General features: G+C 42.0%; 12 protein-coding genes, 2 tRNA genes and 3 rRNA genes. 3 read left to right on the forward strand and 14 right to left on the reverse strand.

All coding sequences use genetic code 11. The features are described 5' to 3' along the window. Positions 1-73 precede the first annotated feature (73 nt). A complete protein-coding gene (locus L3V46_RS21625; protein ID WP_239046719.1) occupies positions 74-820 on the forward strand; it encodes a TIGR04219 family outer membrane beta-barrel protein in 747 nt (248 codons plus the stop codon). A gap of 265 nt (positions 821-1,085) precedes the next feature. Here L3V46_RS21625 and L3V46_RS21630 read toward each other — a convergent pair whose 3' ends face one another. The 12 genes from L3V46_RS21630 to tauA all read right to left on the reverse strand — a co-directional run bounded on the left by L3V46_RS21630 (position 1,086) and on the right by tauA (position 16,085). Beyond that, positions 1,086-1,418: a hypothetical protein gene (locus L3V46_RS21630; protein ID WP_034618067.1), complete on the reverse strand. Its 333-nt coding sequence runs from the start codon at positions 1,416-1,418 to the stop codon at positions 1,086-1,088. A 262-nt stretch (positions 1,419-1,680) separates the two neighbouring features. After that, positions 1,681-1,795 (reverse strand): 5S ribosomal RNA (gene rrf, locus L3V46_RS21635). A 167-nt stretch (positions 1,796-1,962) separates the two neighbouring features. Then, positions 1,963-4,853: ribosomal RNA gene (locus L3V46_RS21640) — 23S ribosomal RNA — on the reverse strand. Positions 4,854-5,190: 337 nt separating this feature from the next. Continuing rightward, positions 5,191-5,266 (reverse strand) — tRNA-Ala (locus tag L3V46_RS21645). Positions 5,267-5,338: 72 nt separating this feature from the next. Then, positions 5,339-5,415, reverse strand: a tRNA-Ile gene (locus L3V46_RS21650). Between the two features lie 59 nt (positions 5,416-5,474). Beyond that, positions 5,475-7,013: ribosomal RNA gene (locus L3V46_RS21655) — 16S ribosomal RNA — on the reverse strand. The 16S, 23S and 5S rRNA genes sit together here with 2 tRNA genes alongside, the layout of an rRNA operon. Before the next feature lie 587 nt (positions 7,014-7,600). Further along, entirely contained in the window at positions 7,601-9,724 is a 2,124-nt protein-coding gene (locus L3V46_RS21660; RefSeq protein WP_239046720.1) for an ATP-binding protein, read from the reverse strand. Between the two features lie 534 nt (positions 9,725-10,258). Next, positions 10,259-12,160, reverse strand: a complete 1,902-nt coding sequence (locus L3V46_RS21665) for a 5'-nucleotidase C-terminal domain-containing protein (protein WP_239046721.1) — start codon at positions 12,158-12,160, stop codon at positions 10,259-10,261. Positions 12,161-12,458: 298 nt separating this feature from the next. Next, the gene (gene tauD, locus L3V46_RS21670) at positions 12,459-13,322 is read right to left on the reverse strand and encodes a taurine dioxygenase (protein ID WP_239046722.1); all 864 of its coding nucleotides are present in this window, start codon (positions 13,320-13,322) and stop codon (positions 12,459-12,461) included. Between the two features lie 88 nt (positions 13,323-13,410). Next, complete coding sequence (tauC, locus tag L3V46_RS21675; RefSeq protein ID WP_234624359.1) at positions 13,411-14,253, reverse strand: taurine ABC transporter permease TauC; 843 nt, start codon at positions 14,251-14,253, stop codon at positions 13,411-13,413. Beyond that, entirely contained in the window at positions 14,253-15,077 is an 825-nt protein-coding gene (tauB, locus tag L3V46_RS21680) for a taurine ABC transporter ATP-binding subunit (RefSeq protein WP_239046723.1), read from the reverse strand. The genes tauC and tauB overlap by 1 nt, the downstream gene beginning before the upstream one ends. A gap of 18 nt (positions 15,078-15,095) precedes the next feature. After that, positions 15,096-16,085 (reverse strand): taurine ABC transporter substrate-binding protein, encoded by a 990-nt coding sequence (tauA, locus tag L3V46_RS21685; protein ID WP_004818131.1) that lies wholly within the window; start codon positions 16,083-16,085, stop codon positions 15,096-15,098. Between the two features lie 362 nt (positions 16,086-16,447). Between tauA and L3V46_RS21690 the strand changes: the two genes are divergently transcribed. Next, the gene (locus L3V46_RS21690; protein ID WP_209828952.1) at positions 16,448-17,455 is read left to right on the forward strand and encodes a putative solute-binding protein; all 1,008 of its coding nucleotides are present in this window, start codon (positions 16,448-16,450) and stop codon (positions 17,453-17,455) included. A gap of 127 nt (positions 17,456-17,582) precedes the next feature. Here L3V46_RS21690 and L3V46_RS21695 read toward each other — a convergent pair whose 3' ends face one another. Beyond that, complete coding sequence (locus L3V46_RS21695) at positions 17,583-18,020, reverse strand: glutathione S-transferase C-terminal domain-containing protein (protein WP_239046724.1); 438 nt, start codon at positions 18,018-18,020, stop codon at positions 17,583-17,585. Between the two features lie 23 nt (positions 18,021-18,043). Then, positions 18,044-18,247 carry a glutathione S-transferase family protein gene (locus L3V46_RS21700; protein WP_239046725.1) on the reverse strand — a complete coding sequence of 68 codons (204 nt, stop codon included), beginning with the start codon at positions 18,245-18,247 and terminating at the stop codon, positions 18,044-18,046. Between the two features lie 210 nt (positions 18,248-18,457). Between L3V46_RS21700 and L3V46_RS21705 the strand changes: the two genes are divergently transcribed. Further along, positions 18,458-19,330, forward strand: coding sequence for a LysR family transcriptional regulator (locus L3V46_RS21705; RefSeq protein ID WP_239046726.1), 873 nt, complete (start codon positions 18,458-18,460; stop codon positions 19,328-19,330). Positions 19,331-19,428 lie beyond the last annotated feature (98 nt).

The raw sequence follows: 19,428 nt of genomic DNA on the forward strand, positions 1-19,428 counted from the left end.
AGTTGGTACAGTATTGAAATGTATTTAAGTAACAAAAATATAGGATGAAAAATCATTTCATCAAGAAGGACATATGAAATCTATTCAATTACCCTTATTTATCGCAGCCCTAGGTCTAAGTTCATTTGCTCAAGCTGATTTTATTGGTTTTAAAGGTGATATTAGTTATTGGAGTATTGGTGGAGATTCTCAAATCAACCACAAAACAACCAGTCTATCCAACAAAACGGGGACAGATAACTTATTATTAGATCCTTATACTGGACTAAACGCAAAACATGATTTAGATACCAAAGGCACGATTCAAGCCTCTGTTGCTTTTGAGCACCCGATCCCAATCATTCCCAATGTAAAATTAAAATATACCAAGTTAGATACTGAAACTGAGTCTAATAATGAGTTTGCTAAAACTAAAATTGATTTAGACCATACAGATCTTATTCTTTACTATGAAATCTTAGACAACATTGTAAAAGCTGATGTCGGTGTAGGGGCAACTAAACTCAACGGTACTGTAAAGCAATTTTCACAAAATGTTGATGTTGATGAATATGCACCGATCCTTTATGCAGAAGCTGGCGCAAAACTACCATTTACAGGTTTAAGCGCAAAAGCTGAGGCGACTTATACCAATGTCAATGATGTAAAAATCACGGATGCTCAGGCTGAAATTCAATATGATTTTGTTAAATCTATTGTTTTAGATCTTGGTGCCAAAGTGGGTTACCGTGTTTTAAATATCGAACTCAGTGATTTAGATAACCGTGATATGAAGTTTAATTTTAAAGGGCCTTATATTGGTTTAAATGCCCATTTTTAATAGAGAATACCCGTTTATGATCATGTAAGCTTTTTCTTACATGGTCTGCCGAATTATGCGTATAGGCAGAACAGCTAAATTTTAATACTATAAACACATCAGGAAACAGGAAGTTTCCATTAAAACAAGAATAAGATAGGACAATAACGCAGGATAGCGAAAGGTACGACAGGAGTTATACCTCAGAACCAATACAAAAAACCTCAGGCATGGATGTCTGAGGTTTTTTATTTTGGATACACTAAAAACAATTAAAGTAAAAAACTTACCACTTCATAAAAGCCATTCCTTCAATAGCATCAATTTGAATCAGTTCAGTTTGTTTTTGAACCAGTTTAACCGCTTCATGCAAACTTATTGTTTTTGTATAAGAGCCTTTTTGATCAGGAACAGGAATATCTGCATCTAATGAATAATCATCATTAACGATAAACTGTAAAGTACGATCATTTTTATCAACGATCCCTAAAAAGTTTTCTGGCCTGATTAACACAGATTGCATTATTTCTATGATTTCATCGATAGATGCATACTGATTTTGAGTGGGTAAAACCTCTTCACCATCATAATCTGTAAAGAAAAATTGGAAAATCAACATATTATTAACTGTTTTTATCGTAATACTTTAATTTTTAGCATAAAGAAACGGCTGGTTCAATAGCTCGACTCTTTCTATATCCCTTACTTCAATAATGATCATGATGAGGAATACAGAAAATCAGTTCAGTTTCATCAATGCATAAGCTTAAGCAGTGATCAATTAGCTTAATATAACGAGATCTGTTTCATTTCGCTAATCAACACCACGCATAAAAAAACACCCCGCTCTCGCTAGAGATCGGGGTGTTTTTAGATTTAAAAGCTGGCGATGACTTACTCTCACATGGGTAACCCCACACTACCATCAGCGCTAAGAGGTTTCACTTCTGAGTTCGGGAAGGGATCAGGTGGTTCACTCTTGCTATTGTCGCCAGCAAACTGTTATGGACTTGTTCGGGTCTTATTTAAATGCCTTACTTCGTACCAAATGAGTTTAACAGAACATTTGAGTTGAATAGTTTAACTAGCTTTACAACTAAATCAAGTATGTTTGATCTTTTATGAATCAAATGATGCTTCATATACAACTGCTTGGGTGTTGTATAGTCAAGCCTCACGAGCAATTAGTATTGGTCAGCTTCATGCGTCACCGCACTTCCACATCCAACCTATCAACGTCGTAGTCTTCAACGGCTCTTTAGAGGACATAAAGTCCTAGGGAAATCTTATCTTGAGGTAGGCTTCCCGCTTAGATGCTTTCAGCGGTTATCCCTTCCGAACATAGCTACCCGGCGATGCGACTGGCGTCACAACCGGTACACCAGAGGTTCGTCCACTCTGGTCCTCTCGTACTAGGAGCAGATCCTCTCAAATTTCCAACGCCCACGGTAGATAGGGACCGAACTGTCTCACGACGTTCTAAACCCAGCTCGCGTACCTCTTTAAATGGCGAACAGCCATACCCTTGGGACCTGCTTCAGCCCCAGGATGAGATGAGCCGACATCGAGGTGCCAAACACCGCCGTCGATATGAACTCTTGGGCGGTATCAGCCTGTTATCCCCAGAGTACCTTTTATCCGTTGAGCGATGGCCCTTCCATACAGAACCACCGGATCACTAAGACCTACTTTCGTACCTGCTCGACTTGTGGGTCTCGCAGTTAAGCGCGCTTTTGCCTTTATACTCTACGCGTGATTTCCGACCACGCTGAGCGCACCTTCGTACTCCTCCGTTACTCTTTAGGAGGAGACCGCCCCAGTCAAACTACCCACCAGACATGGTCCTCGTCCCGGATAACGGGACAGAGTTAGAACCTCAATATTACCAGGGTGGTATTTCAAGGATGGCTCCATAGCAACTGGCGTCACTACTTCAAAGCCTCCCACCTATCCTACACAAGTAAGATCAAAGTTCAATGTCAAGCTGCAGTAAAGGTTCACGGGGTCTTTCCGTCTAGCCGCGGGTACACCGCATCTTCACGGCGATTTCGATTTCACTGAGCCTCTGCTGGAGACAGCGCCCCCATCATTATGCCATTCGTGCAGGTCGGAACTTACCCGACAAGGAATTTCGCTACCTTAGGACCGTTATAGTTACGGCCGCCGTTTACTGGGGCTTCGATCAAGAGCTTCGCTTACGCTAACCCCATCAATTAACCTTCCAGCACCGGGCAGGCATCACACCCTATACGTCCACTTTCGTGTTTGCAGAGTGCTATGTTTTTAATAAACAGTTGCAGGGGCCTGGTTTCTGTGGCTGCCAATAGCTCAAGGAGCAAGTCCTATCACCGTCAGCAGCGTACCTTCTCCCGAAGTTACGGTACCATTTTGCCTAGTTCCTTCAGCAGAGTTCTCTCAAGCGCTTTGGTCTACTCGACCTGACCACCTGTGTCGGTTTAGGGTACGATTCCTGTGTAACTGAAGCTTAGAGACTTTTCCTGGAAGCATAGTATCAGCCACTTCGCTAGTAAACTAGCTTGCTATCAGCTCTCAGCATAGAGCACCCCGGATTTGCCTAAGATGCATGCCTACTGCCTTTCACCTGGACAACCAACGCCAGGCTGACTTAACTTTCTCCGTCCTCTCATCGCATTACACAGAAGTATTGGAATATTAACCAATTTCCCATCGACTACGCCTCTCGGCCTCGCCTTAGGGGTCGACTCACCCAGCCCCGATTAACGTTGGACTGGAACCCTTGGTCTTTCAGCGAACGGGTTTTTCACCCGTTTTGTCGTTACTCACGTCAGCATTCGCACTTCTGATACCTCCAGCATACTTCTCAATACACCTTCATCGGCTTACAGAACGCTCCCCTACCACGTGCACATAGTGCACATCCGCAGCTTCGGCATATAGTTTTAGCCCCGTTACATCTTCCGCGCAGGCCGACTCGACTAGTGAGCTATTACGCTTTCTTTAAAGGGTGGCTGCTTCTAAGCCAACCTCCTAGCTGTCTATGCCTTCCCACATCGTTTCCCACTTAACTATAATTTGGGGGCCTTAGCTGGCGGTCTGGATTGTTTTCCTCTTGACTACGGACGTTAGCACCCGCAGTCTGTCTCCCGGATAGTACTCATAGGTATTCGGAGTTTGCATCGGTTTGGTAAGTCGGGATGACCCCCTAGCCGAAACAGTGCTCTACCCCCTATGGTATTCGTCCGAGGCGCTACCTAAATAGCTTTCGGGGAGAACCAGCTATCACCGAGTTTGATTAGCCTTTCACCCCTATCCACAAGTCATCCCCTGGCTTTTCAACGACAGTGGGTTCGGTCCTCCAGTTAGTGTTACCCAACCTTCAACCTGCTCATGGATAGATCACCCGGTTTCGGGTCTATACCCAGCAACTAAACGCCCTATTAAGACTCGATTTCTCTACGGCTCCCCTATACGGTTAACCTTGCTACTGAATATAAGTCGCTGACCCATTATACAAAAGGTACGCAGTCACCGAACAAGTCGGCTCCCACTGCTTGTATGCATGCGGTTTCAGGATCTATTTCACTCCCCTCACAGGGGTTCTTTTCGCCTTTCCCTCACGGTACTGGTTCACTATCGGTCAGTCAGGAGTATTTAGCCTTGGAGGATGGTCCCCCCATATTCAGACAAGGTTTCACGTGCCTCGCCCTACTCGTCATCATTATATGTGCCCTTTCGTGTACGGGACTATCACCCTCTACGGTAGCACTTCCCAGAGCTTTCCGCTAAAACACATATAACTTAATGGGCTGATCCCCGTTCGCTCGCCGCTACTGAGGGAATCTCAATTGATTTCTTTTCCTAAGGGTACTGAGATGTTTCACTTCCCCTCGTTCGCCTCGCATGACTATGTATTCATCATGCGATACCTACCTTATGGTAAGTGGGTTTCCCCATTCAGAAATCTCCGGATCACAGGATATTTGCCGCCTCCCCGAAGCTTATCGCAGGCTATTACGTCTTTCATCGCCTCTGACTGCCAAGGCATCCACCACATGCACTTAATTACTTGACTATACAACCCCAAACAGTCGTTAATCCCTACAAGGAGGATCAACAATGTGAACTTAATCACTTCTATTTGTTGCCTGTGAATTTAATCACTATACAGCTTCAATTTAATTCATATACCAAAACGCTTGATTCAGTTTTATCGCTAGTGCTCATTTCATTCAACATTAACAATTACTTGCTAACATCAACTAAAACGAGTTTAAACAATTATTTCAACTCAAATATATTCTGTTAATGATTCACTACCGCCTCGTCAGCGAGTAGTTAACTGTGATAAATCACAGAACTTAATAAGCTATCGGCTTACTAAGTTCTGTAATCACTTAGTCTTTAATTAGTGGTGGAGACTAACGGAGTCGAACCGTTGACCTCCTGCGTGCAAAGCAGGCGCTCTACCAACTAAGCTAAGTCCCCAGCTTAAGATCTTAATATATCTGATCTTCTGTAATTTGAACTTCAAATTCATTCAAACTCAATCAGTAGACTTGGTGGGTCTGACAAGACTTGAACTTGTGACCCCACGCTTATCAAGCGTGTGCTCTAACCAACTGAGCTACAGACCCTCAGATACATCAATGAAGAACAACTTGTTGTGGATTCTTACCAATCGTCAATCTTTCGTTAAGGAGGTGATCCAGCCGCAGGTTCCCCTACGGCTACCTTGTTACGACTTCACCCCAGTCATCGGCCACACCGTGGTAAGCGTCCTCCTTACGGTTAGACTACCTACTTCTGGTGCAACAAACTCCCATGGTGTGACGGGCGGTGTGTACAAGGCCCGGGAACGTATTCACCGCGGCATTCTGATCCGCGATTACTAGCGATTCCGACTTCATGGAGTCGAGTTGCAGACTCCAATCCGGACTACGATCGGCTTTTTGAGATTAGCATCCTATCGCTAGGTAGCAACCCTTTGTACCGACCATTGTAGCACGTGTGTAGCCCTGGTCGTAAGGGCCATGATGACTTGACGTCGTCCCCGCCTTCCTCCAGTTTGTCACTGGCAGTATCCTTAAAGTTCCCACCCGAAGTGCTGGCAAATAAGGAAAAGGGTTGCGCTCGTTGCGGGACTTAACCCAACATCTCACGACACGAGCTGACGACAGCCATGCAGCACCTGTATGTAAGTTCCCGAAGGCACCAATCCATCTCTGGAAAGTTCTTACTATGTCAAGACCAGGTAAGGTTCTTCGCGTTGCATCGAATTAAACCACATGCTCCACCGCTTGTGCGGGCCCCCGTCAATTCATTTGAGTTTTAGTCTTGCGACCGTACTCCCCAGGCGGTCTACTTATCGCGTTAGCTGCGCCACTAAAGCCTCAAAGGCCCCAACGGCTAGTAGACATCGTTTACGGCATGGACTACCAGGGTATCTAATCCTGTTTGCTCCCCATGCTTTCGTACCTCAGCGTCAGTATTAGGCCAGATGGCTGCCTTCGCCATCGGTATTCCTCCAGATCTCTACGCATTTCACCGCTACACCTGGAATTCTACCATCCTCTCCCATACTCTAGCTTCCCAGTATCGAATGCAATTCCCAAGTTAAGCTCGGGGATTTCACATCCGACTTAAAAAGCCGCCTACGCACGCTTTACGCCCAGTAAATCCGATTAACGCTCGCACCCTCTGTATTACCGCGGCTGCTGGCACAGAGTTAGCCGGTGCTTATTCTGCGAGTAACGTCCACTCTTCTTGGGTATTAACCAAGAGAGCCTCCTCCTCGCTTAAAGTGCTTTACAACCATAAGGCCTTCTTCACACACGCGGCATGGCTGGATCAGGGTTCCCCCCATTGTCCAATATTCCCCACTGCTGCCTCCCGTAGGAGTCTGGGCCGTGTCTCAGTCCCAGTGTGGCGGATCATCCTCTCAGACCCGCTACAGATCGTCGCCTTGGTAGGCCTTTACCCCACCAACTAGCTAATCCGACTTAGGCTCATCTATTAACGCAAGGTCACAAGTGATCCCCTGCTTTCCCCCGTAGGGCGTATGCGGTATTAGCATCCCTTTCGAGATGTTGTCCCCCATTAATAGGCAGATTCCTAAGTATTACTCACCCGTCCGCCGCTAGGTCAGTTACCGAAGCAACATCCCCCGCTCGACTTGCATGTGTTAAGCCTGCCGCCAGCGTTCAATCTGAGCCATGATCAAACTCTTCAGTTAAAAATCATTAGTGACTTAAGGTCACAATTCTGGCTCATCAATGTACTGACAAATTCTCTCAAATAAACTTCGAGTAATTTAAACCAATCAATCAATGATAATATTTCGATCAATCAATCAGTAAAAATCCACACAAGTTGTTCTTCATATTCTCTTAATGATCTTCTCAATGCTTCGTCAGCATCAAGCTAGGTCGGCTATACTACTCTCTATCTCTAAAAAGTCAATCAATAATGTTAATTATTTTTTCTAACAAACCCAACTCCAATCTCATCTTAAAATCTCAATTCGAAATCTTAACAACTTAATCAAGTGCCTGATTTATCAGAAGTTTTATTTAACATCACCGCCGATGGATGTGCATTCTACAGCATTCCCTAACCAACACAACCCCTTTTTTTAAACTTTTTTATCGGATGTGCGTTTTTTCCTCAAAATCAGCATTTTTTTATGCTTTTTATCTATTTTTTAAGCATTTTTCATTATTTTTTTCATATTAAAGTTATTTTTATGCTTTGTTTTCCACTCTCGAATCACAAAATCTAAGCATTATTCAACTGAATTAGGATTCAAAAAGAAAAACCGCATCAATTTGATGCGGTAAATCCTATACTTTGTGCACTTTTATATTTTGCAGTCATTTCATCTGTTAAATGCTGCAGAATAGAACCCACATTTTCAAAAGGATGAAAACAGGACTGTCGTACAATCACCGCAAAGTCTCCAGCACTTAAACGATCTAAAGATTGCAGTTTTACTTTTATATCAGCTTCATGAACATCAAGTTTGAGTTGTGTACAGACATTTTCCAATAAAGCCAAACGCTGTGCATAATTTAGAAAATCAAAATGCATTTTAAAATCGAAACGGCGTAATGCAGCTTGATCAAGTTCATCAAAGCGATTGGTTGTCGCCACCACGATGCCATTAAAGCTTTCCATTTGAACCAAAAACTCATTTACCTGCGAAACTTCCCAAGAGCGGGTTGCTTGGCGGCGATCTTGTAATAAACCATCTACTTCATCCAGCAATAAAATTGCCTGTAAGTCTTCGGCTTCATGAAACGCTTTAGCAAGGTTCTGTTCTGTTTCACCAACCCAAGCAGAAATTAAGTCTGAACCACGCTTAATCAGTAATGGTCGATTGATGGTTTCAGATAACCATCGTGCAAATGCAGTTTTACCTGTTCCAGATGCTCCGTATAAACATAAACGGCCAAAACCATGTTGCTGGATACCTGATGCGATCTCCGCAAGATTCTGCTTACAATTGATATAGTTCAGATCATAGAACTTGGGCAAAGCATTACTATCTTGCAATTTAATGCCTTGATGGCCCTGTGCTTTTAAGGTATTGGACACCAATTTGGTCATGCTTTCCTGAACCACTAAATGCGCATTGTGCATTTGAGCCGCTTTGGCAACACGATAACTACGGCGTAAAATTGCTGGAGATAATTGCTCAACATTGGCCAAGGCTTCCTGATACAAAGGATTAAGTTCTTGACCACAATGTTGTTCGATAAAGCTTCTGCGTTGCTTTTTAGGTGGCACTTTAATTTCAAGCACCATATCAAAACGGCGTATAAACGCAGGATCGAGCTGATCAGAATTAGACACCCAAATCGTTGGTGTACGATTTTGCTCTAAAATACGATTGACCCAAGCCTTACGACTTTGCGCAGTGCTTTTCATCCCCACGCCATTTTCGGTGTCATTAAACACATCCTCAACTTCATCAAACATCAATAAAGCAGATTGACTGTCGAAAATGCACTGCGCTGCACGATACGCACATAAACGCCCTGTGGCTGAAATTGCATCACCATCTTCATCTTCACAGGAGATTTCAAAAAGTTGCACCGCCATTTCATCTGCAAGGGTCTTACACAGTTGTGTCTTTCCTGTGCCTGAACTGCCATAAAGGAAGATATTTACCCCCTGTTGCTTACTCATTTTGACTTGCTTTAAGTAAGCTAGGAGTAAATTCAATTCAGTGTGTAAATGAGGATAATCCTGTAAGGTTAATTCAGCAGGCTGACTTTTATTAATGGTTCCAACAAACAGATCCATCACATCATTGGTTTTCACCAATAACTTATCGGCCAATTGGTTTGACACCAGATTCAATTTCCCACGTAAATAATTACGATAGTGTTGTTGAACACTGATTAAGCCACTGCGATGTAAACGCCCTTGTACAGACAAAGCCTGCCGAATTGCTTCATAAGGCAAATCTAAAACCACAGCCAAAGCACGTATGGTTTTAGACGCAGTCAATTCACCGATGGTATCTGCAATATCATCTAGAAGTTGTTCACTGTTTAACATCACGATAAAACCTAAAATCGTACTTTCAACAGCATTTAAATCCAGTAATTGCTGTATTAACTTTAGGTTATATTGCAACTCAGCATTGAACTGAAAATTATTTAATAAATTTTGCTGTTGGCTATTTTTATGCAAATGGTTGAGTTCCTGATAAGCAGCTTGCTCATCGAACTTATCTGCAAGTAATGCTTCAGAAAAACCTAACTTTTTTGCAATCCATTGATGACTAAAGCAATGATCAGAAATAAATTCTTTTGCACCGCCTAACTCGACCAAAAATCGAAAAGCCCAAAGTTTTACAATCGGAGAAATTTCAGCAAAATCCGCTACGTCAACCTGATGCATATTTTGTGCAAAAGGTTGATTAATATATTCGTTCATATATTCACTTTTTTCTTTTCATGACTAAGGCTAAACTTTTTTCAATTTGCATTTTCTGCAAGCAAAGTCATCCCTCAGAACATGTATATTCTTTAAAATAAGGTTTATTTTCGTTTAATTTAAACGATTAAAAATGTATAGGGTCTATTCAAAGCCCAAAATGAGAAATACGTTAAACAACATGATTTTTCTCCCGAATATTGAATTTAACAGCTGATTCAAATCACATTTTAAGCACCCTGCTTAAAATGATGGGTTCAATCAAGATATTATGGTTATCCTGCAACCAGTCAGTGGTTGTAAACAATCTTGTCAAAAGGCAACGTTACAAGATCAAATTGAGGCAAGTGAAAAGAAAATTAGCTTTGTCATTGTGATTATTTAAGCCATCGTGGCTAAATTTTGGCTCATTTTAAAGTTAAGCATAGATTTTTGCAATTATTTATTCATCACCAATATAGGATTTTGTCAGTTTTCATCAACGACCCAACGAAAAAATCCCGCCGAAGCGGGATTTTGATTGTCTGTTTCAGTTTATTTTGCTTTATCGATAAATAGCTGGGTACTGTATTCAGCCGTTGCTAATTTATTAATTTTCTTTTGACCTGTCTGACCAGCCAAACCTTGGGCATATTTGAGGAAAGCTTCAGCATAGTCTAAGCCAACATTCACACGGCGCTCACCAGTAATGGTTTTCAAGGTGGTATAGTAGTCACCACCATTGGCAAGAAAATCAATCGTGATCGCTTTGTAAGTCTTATTGAGATCAAGATTTTCATATTGCCCAGATGCATTACGTACTTGTATTTGGTTAAGACGCTGGCCTTTGTCTTTGGTAAAGTCAACATTCCAACGCATACCACCGGTATATGGGTAACTACCCGTATTATTCTGGGTAATCACACCATCTATTGCATCCTCTAAGGTGGCTTTAACTTCAGCACCCGTCAGATCTAAACGCAACAATGTATTCTTGAACGGTAAGACATTATAAATTTTACCAACTGTCACATCCCCTAAAGCAACATCTTCACGGACACCACCACCATTTTGGAATGAGATATCAGCGCCAAAGAAGGTCTTTCCTTGTTGTAAAAACGCTTCAGCAATGATTTGTTGAATATCTCCACCATGTTGATCGACATGGGTATTCTTATTACAGATATCGCCAAGTGTTGAACGATTTATATCACGTTGTGTACCAGGGACTCGACGTGAACAGAGATTATCTGTGGCTTGACCTACGATTTCCTGAGCAAATTTTTTCTTTTGTTCCTGATACGGTTTTAAAACATCCAAGGTCTTTTGTAGTGGCGTTACAACAGTAAATGGAACTTGATCGGTTTTAAATTGCGTCAGTATTGCTTGTTTTTCAGTTTCGGTGACTGCTTTTGCGTCTTTGGCGGTACGGGTAAAGTTATTGCCAATAAGTACATGTGGTGTCCCACTACAGCTTTCGACATTCCCGTTTTTGTCAAACTTCACATTTAAATCACCCACGATATAACTGTACTGCCAAGCTTGTGCAACGCAGACCAATTGACCATCTTTGTTTCTCAGCTGTGTTGGATAAGCACCTTCTGGTGTCATGCCATATTTTTTAAGACTGTCAGGGCCCAATAATGTATGTGAATCACCCCCAATAATCACATCCACATCGGTAAGTGATTTTGCCAACTGTTGGTCTAAGTCATATCCCACATGGGTTTGAAGAATAATATTTTTAATGCCTTGCGCTTTATATTGATTAATTTCTTTTTGCGCTGTTTCAATTTCATCTGCAAACAATGTATCAGCATTCGGTTGCGAAGAGTTTTTGGTTTTCTTGGCAACCGTTAAACCAATGATTGCAAATTTCACCCCCTCTTTTTCAAACACTTGTGACTTCAAAATACGGTTGGTTTTATACAGTGGTGATGATGCACCAAAACTGACATTGGCCGTTAAAATTTGGGTTTTGTCTTTACAAGAACTTTGATCCAAGAAACCAATAAATTTATTTAATCCATCATCTTTAGAATCAAACTCATGGTTACCAGGCGTAAATGTATCAAAACAAACGGTGTTCATTGCATCTGCGTCTGCTTTCCCATCCGTTAAGTTATAGTACAAATCGCCAGTGATCGCGTCACCTGCATGTATTTTTAAAGCATTTTTCTTTTCTACTGCAAGTTGGTTAATTAAGCTGGCAACACGTGCAAATCCACCACTTGCAACACTAAACTCTTCATCCCCTGTCCCCACATTGCTTTTAAATTTAATGCTTTCTTCATCTAAATGTGAATGATGGTCATTAATATGCAAGATATTCAGTTCCAAAGCTTTTGCCTCTACTGGTTTTTCAGTGTTTGAATGATCATTATCATCATTACAAGCAACCAACAGCGTAGACAGCACACTCAGCAAAATGATTTGCTTTTTATTATTAATCAACATGATATTTCCAACAAGCAATAAATATTTATGGCCTAGTATGTTGATCATTTGTTTAATTTTGATGAATAATTAAACATTATTGCTCAGCAACAAAGTTTCATCAGAGCTTGAATATTCAAATTATTTTGTGAACACCGACAAACACAGCATACCGATACTTTGAACAACAGCTCATTTTATGATTTTTTCTTTAATGTATTTTTTAAATATTGAAGTTTCAAAAAGTTGTATTCAGATTCAGTTGTTTCAAAAATAAAAAACCAATCAAATTTGATTGGTTTTTACGACAAGTTAAACCTTAATCTGCTTGATAAAAAGGTTTATCACCCATCAAAGTGGCTCGATTCATAACACGGTGCTGAGGACGGTAATCATCAACAGCATAGTGGAAAGTACAACGATTATCCCAAAATGCCACATCATTGGCCTGCCACGACCAACGCACTACAAACTCTGGTTTCTGAATATGTTCAAACAACATTTTCAAAACAGCATCGCTTTCTTTGGCTTCGAGTTCATTGATTCGTGTGGTAAACCCTTCACTCACAAATAAAGCTTTACGACCTGTGACAGGATGAGTGCGAATCACAGGGTGGCTAATCGGAGGATGTTTTTTCTTAGCCTGTTCTAGCTTTTCTAATTCGGCAGGATCACCACCAAAACGATCTACTGGAAATGAACGTGCAATATCATGTGTTGCAGTTAAACCTGATAACATCGCTTGCATCGGCTTGGATAATGCTTCAAACGCCGCTGTTCCACTTGACCAAAGTGTATCTCCACCCCATGCAGGGACTTTTTTTGCACTTAAAATTGCGCCCATTGCTGGTGCTTCAAGAAAAGTCACATCGGTATGCCACAATGCATTATCCCGTAAATCATTTAATTCCGTATCTAAAACCATGATTTCGGGTTGTTCTGGAATATTTGGGTAAATTGGGTGGATGTGTAACTGACCAAATTGACGTGCCAAAGTCGCATGTTGCTGTGCAGTCATCGACTGATTTCTAAAAAAGATCACCTGATGTTTCAATAAAGCTGCTTCAATCAAAGCCTTTTGTTCAGGTGTTAAAGGCTGATTGAAATTCACACCTTCAATCAGCGCACCAATCGTTGGATTTAATGGGGTAACTTTAAAAATATTTGAAACAACAGCGTTCATTTCTTCCTCGATCATCTCACGATGTATTAAAATCCATCGTTAAAACTAAATATAGCGTCACGCTATCGAACAGTGTAGCGAAAATAACTTACTGAGATTGCTTATCCCAAGGGACCAATTTCTTTTGCAAACGACGTAAACCAATTTCCAGAATAAAGGCAATCACAGCGATAATTAAAATCCCGACAATCACCACATCTGTAGCCAAAAGCTGTGAAGATGATTGCACCATAAAGCCCAAACCTTCTGAAGCGCCAACCAACTCTGCTGCCACCAAAGTCGACCATCCCACCCCAAGACCAATACGGATACCAGTTAAAATGCTCGGTAAAGAGCTTGGTAAAACCACATGTTTAATAATTTGCATTGGGCTTGCACCCAAAGACTGTGCAGCACGAATTTTGGCTTGGTCGACTGAGCGGACACCAGTTGCTGTTGCGATAACAATCGGTGCAAAAATTGCCAGATAAATCAGTAGCACCTTGGACAATTCACCAATACCACACCAAATTACAATCAAGGGTAAATACGCCAACGGCGGAATCGGACGATAAAACTCAATGATGGGATCTAAAATACCCCGCACAATTTTATTGCGACCAATCGCAATCCCCACTGGGATCGCAGTGATAACCGCAGCAATCAACGCTGTGCCGATACGACCCAAACTTGCGCCAATATGACTCCACAAGCTAATACTCATATAGCCATTGCTGAACAAATCATTGAAACGCTGCAACACGGCGGTTGGTGATGGTAAGAATAAAGCATCAATCCAGCCTAAAGTGGTGACCAGCCACCAAATTGCAATCAAAGTAATGATCGTGATACTACTGATCAAAGTAATATTGACTTCACGTGGAACCTTCACCGCCACAGTCTGAGATTCAACTGTACGAGGGATCAATTTAGGGTCTAATTGTGCTGTCATTACTCCACCTTTTCCAGTTGAGCTTGGTCGCTCTGAGCAACATGGTATTGATCCTGATTATTTTGAATGAATACACAACTCAACACATGCTCTCGCATTTCAATAAACTTGGGATCTGATTTAATACTTCGTGCTGGCTCGCCATTGGCATAGCGTTTAGCAAAATCCAACTCCAGCTTTTCCACAATTCGCCCAGGATTTGGTGCAAGAATAATCAGATCTGTTGCCAGAAAAACAGCTTCTTCAATGTCATGGGTAATTAAGAAAGTAGGTTTGGACGTACTCTTCCAAACATCTAATAATAAGCACTGCATTTGTTCACGAATAAAGGCATCCAAAGCACCAAAAGGCTCATCCATCAATAATATTTTAGGGTCAGAAGCCAAAGCACGTGCTAAACCAACCCGTTGACGCTGCCCGCCTGAAAGTTCCCAGATATGGCGTTGACCAAAGCCTTCTAAATTCACCAATTTAAGCAATGCTTGTGCACGGTTTTGACGTGTTTTTTTATCAACCCCTGCAAGCTCTAAACCAAAAGCAATATTGTCTTCTACATTTTGCCAAGGCAATAAAACATCATCTTGGAACACCACACCACGGTCTCGGCTAGGTGCAATGATTGCTTCACCATCCAGTTTTAAAGTGCCTGCTTGTGGCTGAGTAAATCCAGCAATCAAATTTAATAAGGTTGTTTTACCACTGCCTGAAGCACCTAATGCAACCATCAGTTGCTCAGAGCCCAGCTGAAATGACACATCTTTCAGTACCGGTTGTTCAGCACCCGGATACTGTGCTTGTACATGTTCTACAGTCAATACAGCCATGATGAATACTTCCGATCTCTATTTCGATGTTTGAATAAAACGCGTGTTAATAAACTGTTGATAATTTGGAGAAACCTTTCTCACCAAACCTTGTGCTTTTAAAAAGTTCACTGAGTTGACAATATTTTGTGTGGTCCGCCCACCAAGGTATTGAGTGCTTAACTGCGCCTGACGATCTGGATAGGCGGCACCAGCAAGAAGCGCTGGCACATCTTGAGCATCTACGCCGGTAATTTTGGCAATTTTTTGCACTTCAGCTGAATTGGCCGTCCAACGACTTTTATTCTGGTTATAAGATTGGTAATAGTTCAGTGTCACTGTAGAAAACTTTGTTAAGACCTCAGGATGCTTCTGTGCAAAATCTTTACGTGCTACCCAAACTTCAAATGTAGGTGAACCCCATTGCCCAACCTGCCCTGCATCCGTCATAACCTTGCCAGTTTTCTTAATATTGGCAAGTGCAGGTGACCAGACAAAAGCTGCATCTATATCGCCTCTGCGCCATGCTGCATTAATTTCAGCTGGTTTTAGGTTCAACAACCGTATTTGATTGGTTTTAATATTCCAATGCTGCAAAGCCCCCAATAAACTGTAATGGGAAGTCGAAGCAAATGGGGTGGCCACCTTTTTCCCAATCAAGTCCTGAGGACTATTAATGCCTGAACCATTTCTCACTACTAAGGCTTCCGCACTTTTCAGATCGGTAGAAATTAAAAACACCTCTATGGGCAAATTATTGGCAACAGCTGCCCCTAACGGACTTGAACCAATCAGTGCGATATCTACAGAACCAGAAGCCAATGCAGTTAAAACCTCTGCACCACTATTAAATAAGCGCCAATCCAATTTTTCCCCAATCACTTTGTCATATACGCCATCAGCCTGTGCAACTTTGGCAGGTTCTATGTTGGTTTGATAACCAATGACGATAGGGCGAGCATTTGCCAAACCACTATAGCTATATAAGCTTATAGCTGAGCAAAGCAAAATCAGTTGCTGAAATTTCATGATCAATGTATGGACTAGAATAAATAAAAAGAGATGGGAATCAGGTTCATGGTACGGTTTTTTTGTATATTATTAAAAATACGTTTTTTAGATTTACTTATACGTTTTATTGATTAACAAAACTTGAAATCTATTTTATTTTTCTAGATCGATCAAAATTAACAAGATTTTAATGGAGCCACTAAACCCACACCAATAAGCAAAACAATATCACAATAATATCTTGCTAAGATAAACAAATCACATTAATTAAGCTATTCAATGGTTTGTTCATCGGAAATAGAGTAAAAACTCTATTTTTATTCAAATAAAATTACTATATTTAGTATAAATAAAACGCGTTTTAAGTATAAGGATATAACATGAAAAAGGAATTTCTTGCCCTTACTACAATCGTATTATTAGGAATATCAAGCACCTCTCAAGCTAAACAAGAAATCTGTGTTTTTGATTTATTAGGGAAAGCTGGTGAATCCTATAAAATGATGGAAGAGTGGGCACTCGCTGCAAAAACATGGCATACCGATGTCCAGCTGATTGCTTACCAAAATGAAGAGCTTGCTGATAAAGATTTTAAAAATGGTAAATGTGATGCGGCCTATATCACCACAATGCGTGCACGCCAATACAATAAATTCGCAGGATCAATTGACGCGTTGGGGGGTGTTCCAACCAATGCCATTGCGCTCAAGGCGATTACCTTTGTCTTGGATAAGCGTAATGTAAAACGCTTAAAAACCACGATAGACAATGAAGAAATAGAAATTGGTGGAATCGGTCAAATCGGCCCTGCCTATATCTTTGTAAATGATCGAGCCATCAATACCATTGAAAAAGGTAAAGGCAAGAAATTCGCCGTATTGGCGTATGACAAAGCGCAAATTGCAATGGTTGAACGTGTCGGAGCAATTCCTGTTCCGTCCGATATTTCCAATTTTATTAAGAAGTTTAATACCGGTGAAGTACCGATGGTGGGTGCACCAGCTTATGCCTTTAAACCCTTAGAAATGGAAAAAGGGCTTGGCTCTAAAGGTGCATTAATCAATTTCCCAGTGCTCAATGTCACTGCTGATCTGGTGTTTAGATCTCAGAAATTCCCAGCTACTTTTGGCAATGACTCTAGAACCTGGTTTATTAAGCAGCTTCCGCGTCAATTCAGTATGGTCAAACGTTTAGAAGAAGGCATCCCAGCCAAATATCGTTTGAATTTAAGTAAAGCAGATACTGAAAAATATCAAAAGCTGTTACGAGATGGACGTATGGATTTAACCCGACAAGGTATTTACGATCCGACCATGATGTCAGTGCTTAAACGGGCGCGTTGTACTGTAGATCGAACCAACTTTGAATGTTCATTGGCGGGTGAATAAGGTCTGATCAAAATTTCTGCTGTCAAAGCTTACGTATAAATCACGTGAGCTCTAAACTAGATACGGCGCAATAGCTTAGTTTGGTTTTTTGCGCCGATTGCTGTGACACATCTCGCCACGTCCCTAACTACATATCAACTCTGCGTGATAAGGCCGAATCTCGCTTGCAAAGAAACTCTCGAAGAAGTACCTGATAGTCTGGATGTGCAGCTTCTCGCACTGATGCACGTTCAGCCAGCGCCGTGCGCCAAGCTTTTGTCTTGGGTAGATCATCAAAAAAGTGAAAATCACCGAGGCGATCAAATACATCGAAGTAGCGAAATACTGGACCAAATACAGCATCCACTAGGCTGAAGTGTTCTCCAGCAAACCAAGGCCCGTTGACGAGTTCCGCCTCAACCTGCACCAGTTGTGCACGAATCAACTCGGCTTGCACATCCAGTGCCGTATCATTTTTGGCATTGTAGAAGGCGCCAATGCTGTTGAGCATTGATGAACCAAACGCCATCCATGCGCGATGCTGGGCACGGATCAAGGCATCGTTGGGATGTAAACGTGGTGTCAATGTATCTTCTAAATATTCGCAGATCACGGCCGACTCGAAATCCGCACATCATCGACCAACAGTACGGGTGTCTTACCCAAAGGTGAGCACGCCTTGAACCAGTCTGGCTTGTTTGCCAAATCTACATCACGACGTTCGAAACAGACTCCTTTCTCCTTGAGCACAATCACAGCACGTTGCACATATGGGCACAGCACATGGCTGATTAAGATCAGATGGGGGCTCATTGTGTGTTCCTCCATTCAACATTACTCAGTAAGAAACAATCACTGCACCACAACACGGCTATCCACTTAATACTTAAATGGATATGTAGCAATGCACTACTATAGAGAGCGCAAGAAGTTGTATTTGCCATAAAAACTTCCAATTTACCAATGCATAGCTTTCATCATATGATTGCAATATCACAATAAAAATAGGCAAATAAGAAAGCAATGATTGCAAAATCGCAATACAAACTAGAAGCTCGTGATCTAGAAATCATTTTGGCTTTGGTACGAACGGCTAATCTTGCGAAAGCTGGTGAACGATTAAACGTCGATGCTTCAACGATTTTTCGTGCAATTCGTCGTATCGAACGTGGCTTAGGGCATCCGTTATTTGAACGCTCACGGGCAGGATATTTACCATCTGAACAAGCACAAGTACTGGCCGAACATGCCGAGCAAGTGGAAACACAGTTAGAGCAAGCCCGTTCCGCCATACAGCTCACACCAGAGCAGGTATCCGGTACAGTGCGCATCGCCACCACAGATACCCTCCTACATGGTTTGCTCGCGCCCGCACTACACAAACTCGCGAATATTCATCCCTTGTTGGAGTATGAGTTGCATACTGGCAATGAACTGACGAGCCTGACGCGACGTGAAGCCGACATTGCAGTGCGCGCAACCAACACTCCCCCACTCCATCTCGTAGGCAAACACATCGCTCCAATCCGAATGGCGTTATATGGCAGTAATCGTATCGAGTACGATCAACAAGTTGAGGCTGCCGTCGACTGGATCGTCCCTGACGATGGCTTACCTGAGCATCCTTCGGTAATCTGGCGCAAACGTCATCATCCCAAAGCCGTACTCCGTTATCGCGTTAACAGTATTCTCACAGTCATGGAGTTGGTGGCCGCTGGTATGGGTGTAGGAGTACTGCCGGTATTTCTTACCCAGCAACGCAGAGATCTGATCGCTTTGACCGACACCCTCGATGAATGCCAGACTGAATTGTGGCTTCTCACACATCCCGAGTCAAAGCATCTACTGCGAGTGTCCACAGTATTTCGGCATCTGAGCAAGACATTGAATCTATAATGCATAGACGTTTCCGACGATATTCGTCTGTTTATTCTGCTCAATGTTGGCGCAGCTAAAAATGGCTTTATTTTATCAACCAAGAACTTATTGTTTGG

Source organism: Acinetobacter sp. AG3 (assembly GCF_022343575.1).
In the GTDB taxonomy this organism is placed as follows: Bacteria; Pseudomonadota; Gammaproteobacteria; order Pseudomonadales; family Moraxellaceae; genus Acinetobacter; species Acinetobacter guillouiae.

Bases quoted from the DNA above. Each gene is read 5' to 3' on its own strand.
- L3V46_RS21625 (WP_239046719.1), top strand. From the start codon at position 74: ATGAAATCTATTCAATTACCCTTATTTATCGCAGCCCTAGGTCTAAGT.
- L3V46_RS21630 (WP_034618067.1), bottom strand. From the start codon at position 1,418: ATGTTGATTTTCCAATTTTTCTTTACAGATTATGATGGTGAAGAGGTT.
- L3V46_RS21660 (WP_239046720.1), bottom strand. From the start codon at position 9,724: ATGAACGAATATATTAATCAACCTTTTGCACAAAATATGCATCAGGTT.
- L3V46_RS21665 (WP_239046721.1), bottom strand. From the start codon at position 12,160: ATGTTGATTAATAATAAAAAGCAAATCATTTTGCTGAGTGTGCTGTCT.
- tauD (WP_239046722.1), bottom strand. From the start codon at position 13,322: ATGAACGCTGTTGTTTCAAATATTTTTAAAGTTACCCCATTAAATCCA.
- tauC (WP_234624359.1), bottom strand. From the start codon at position 14,253: ATGACAGCACAATTAGACCCTAAATTGATCCCTCGTACAGTTGAATCT.
- tauB (WP_239046723.1), bottom strand. From the start codon at position 15,077: ATGGCTGTATTGACTGTAGAACATGTACAAGCACAGTATCCGGGTGCT.
- tauA (WP_004818131.1), bottom strand. From the start codon at position 16,085: ATGAAATTTCAGCAACTGATTTTGCTTTGCTCAGCTATAAGCTTATAT.
- L3V46_RS21690 (WP_209828952.1), top strand. From the start codon at position 16,448: ATGAAAAAGGAATTTCTTGCCCTTACTACAATCGTATTATTAGGAATA.
- L3V46_RS21700 (WP_239046725.1), bottom strand. From the start codon at position 18,247: ATGAGCCCCCATCTGATCTTAATCAGCCATGTGCTGTGCCCATATGTG.
- L3V46_RS21705 (WP_239046726.1), top strand. From the start codon at position 18,458: ATGATTGCAAAATCGCAATACAAACTAGAAGCTCGTGATCTAGAAATC.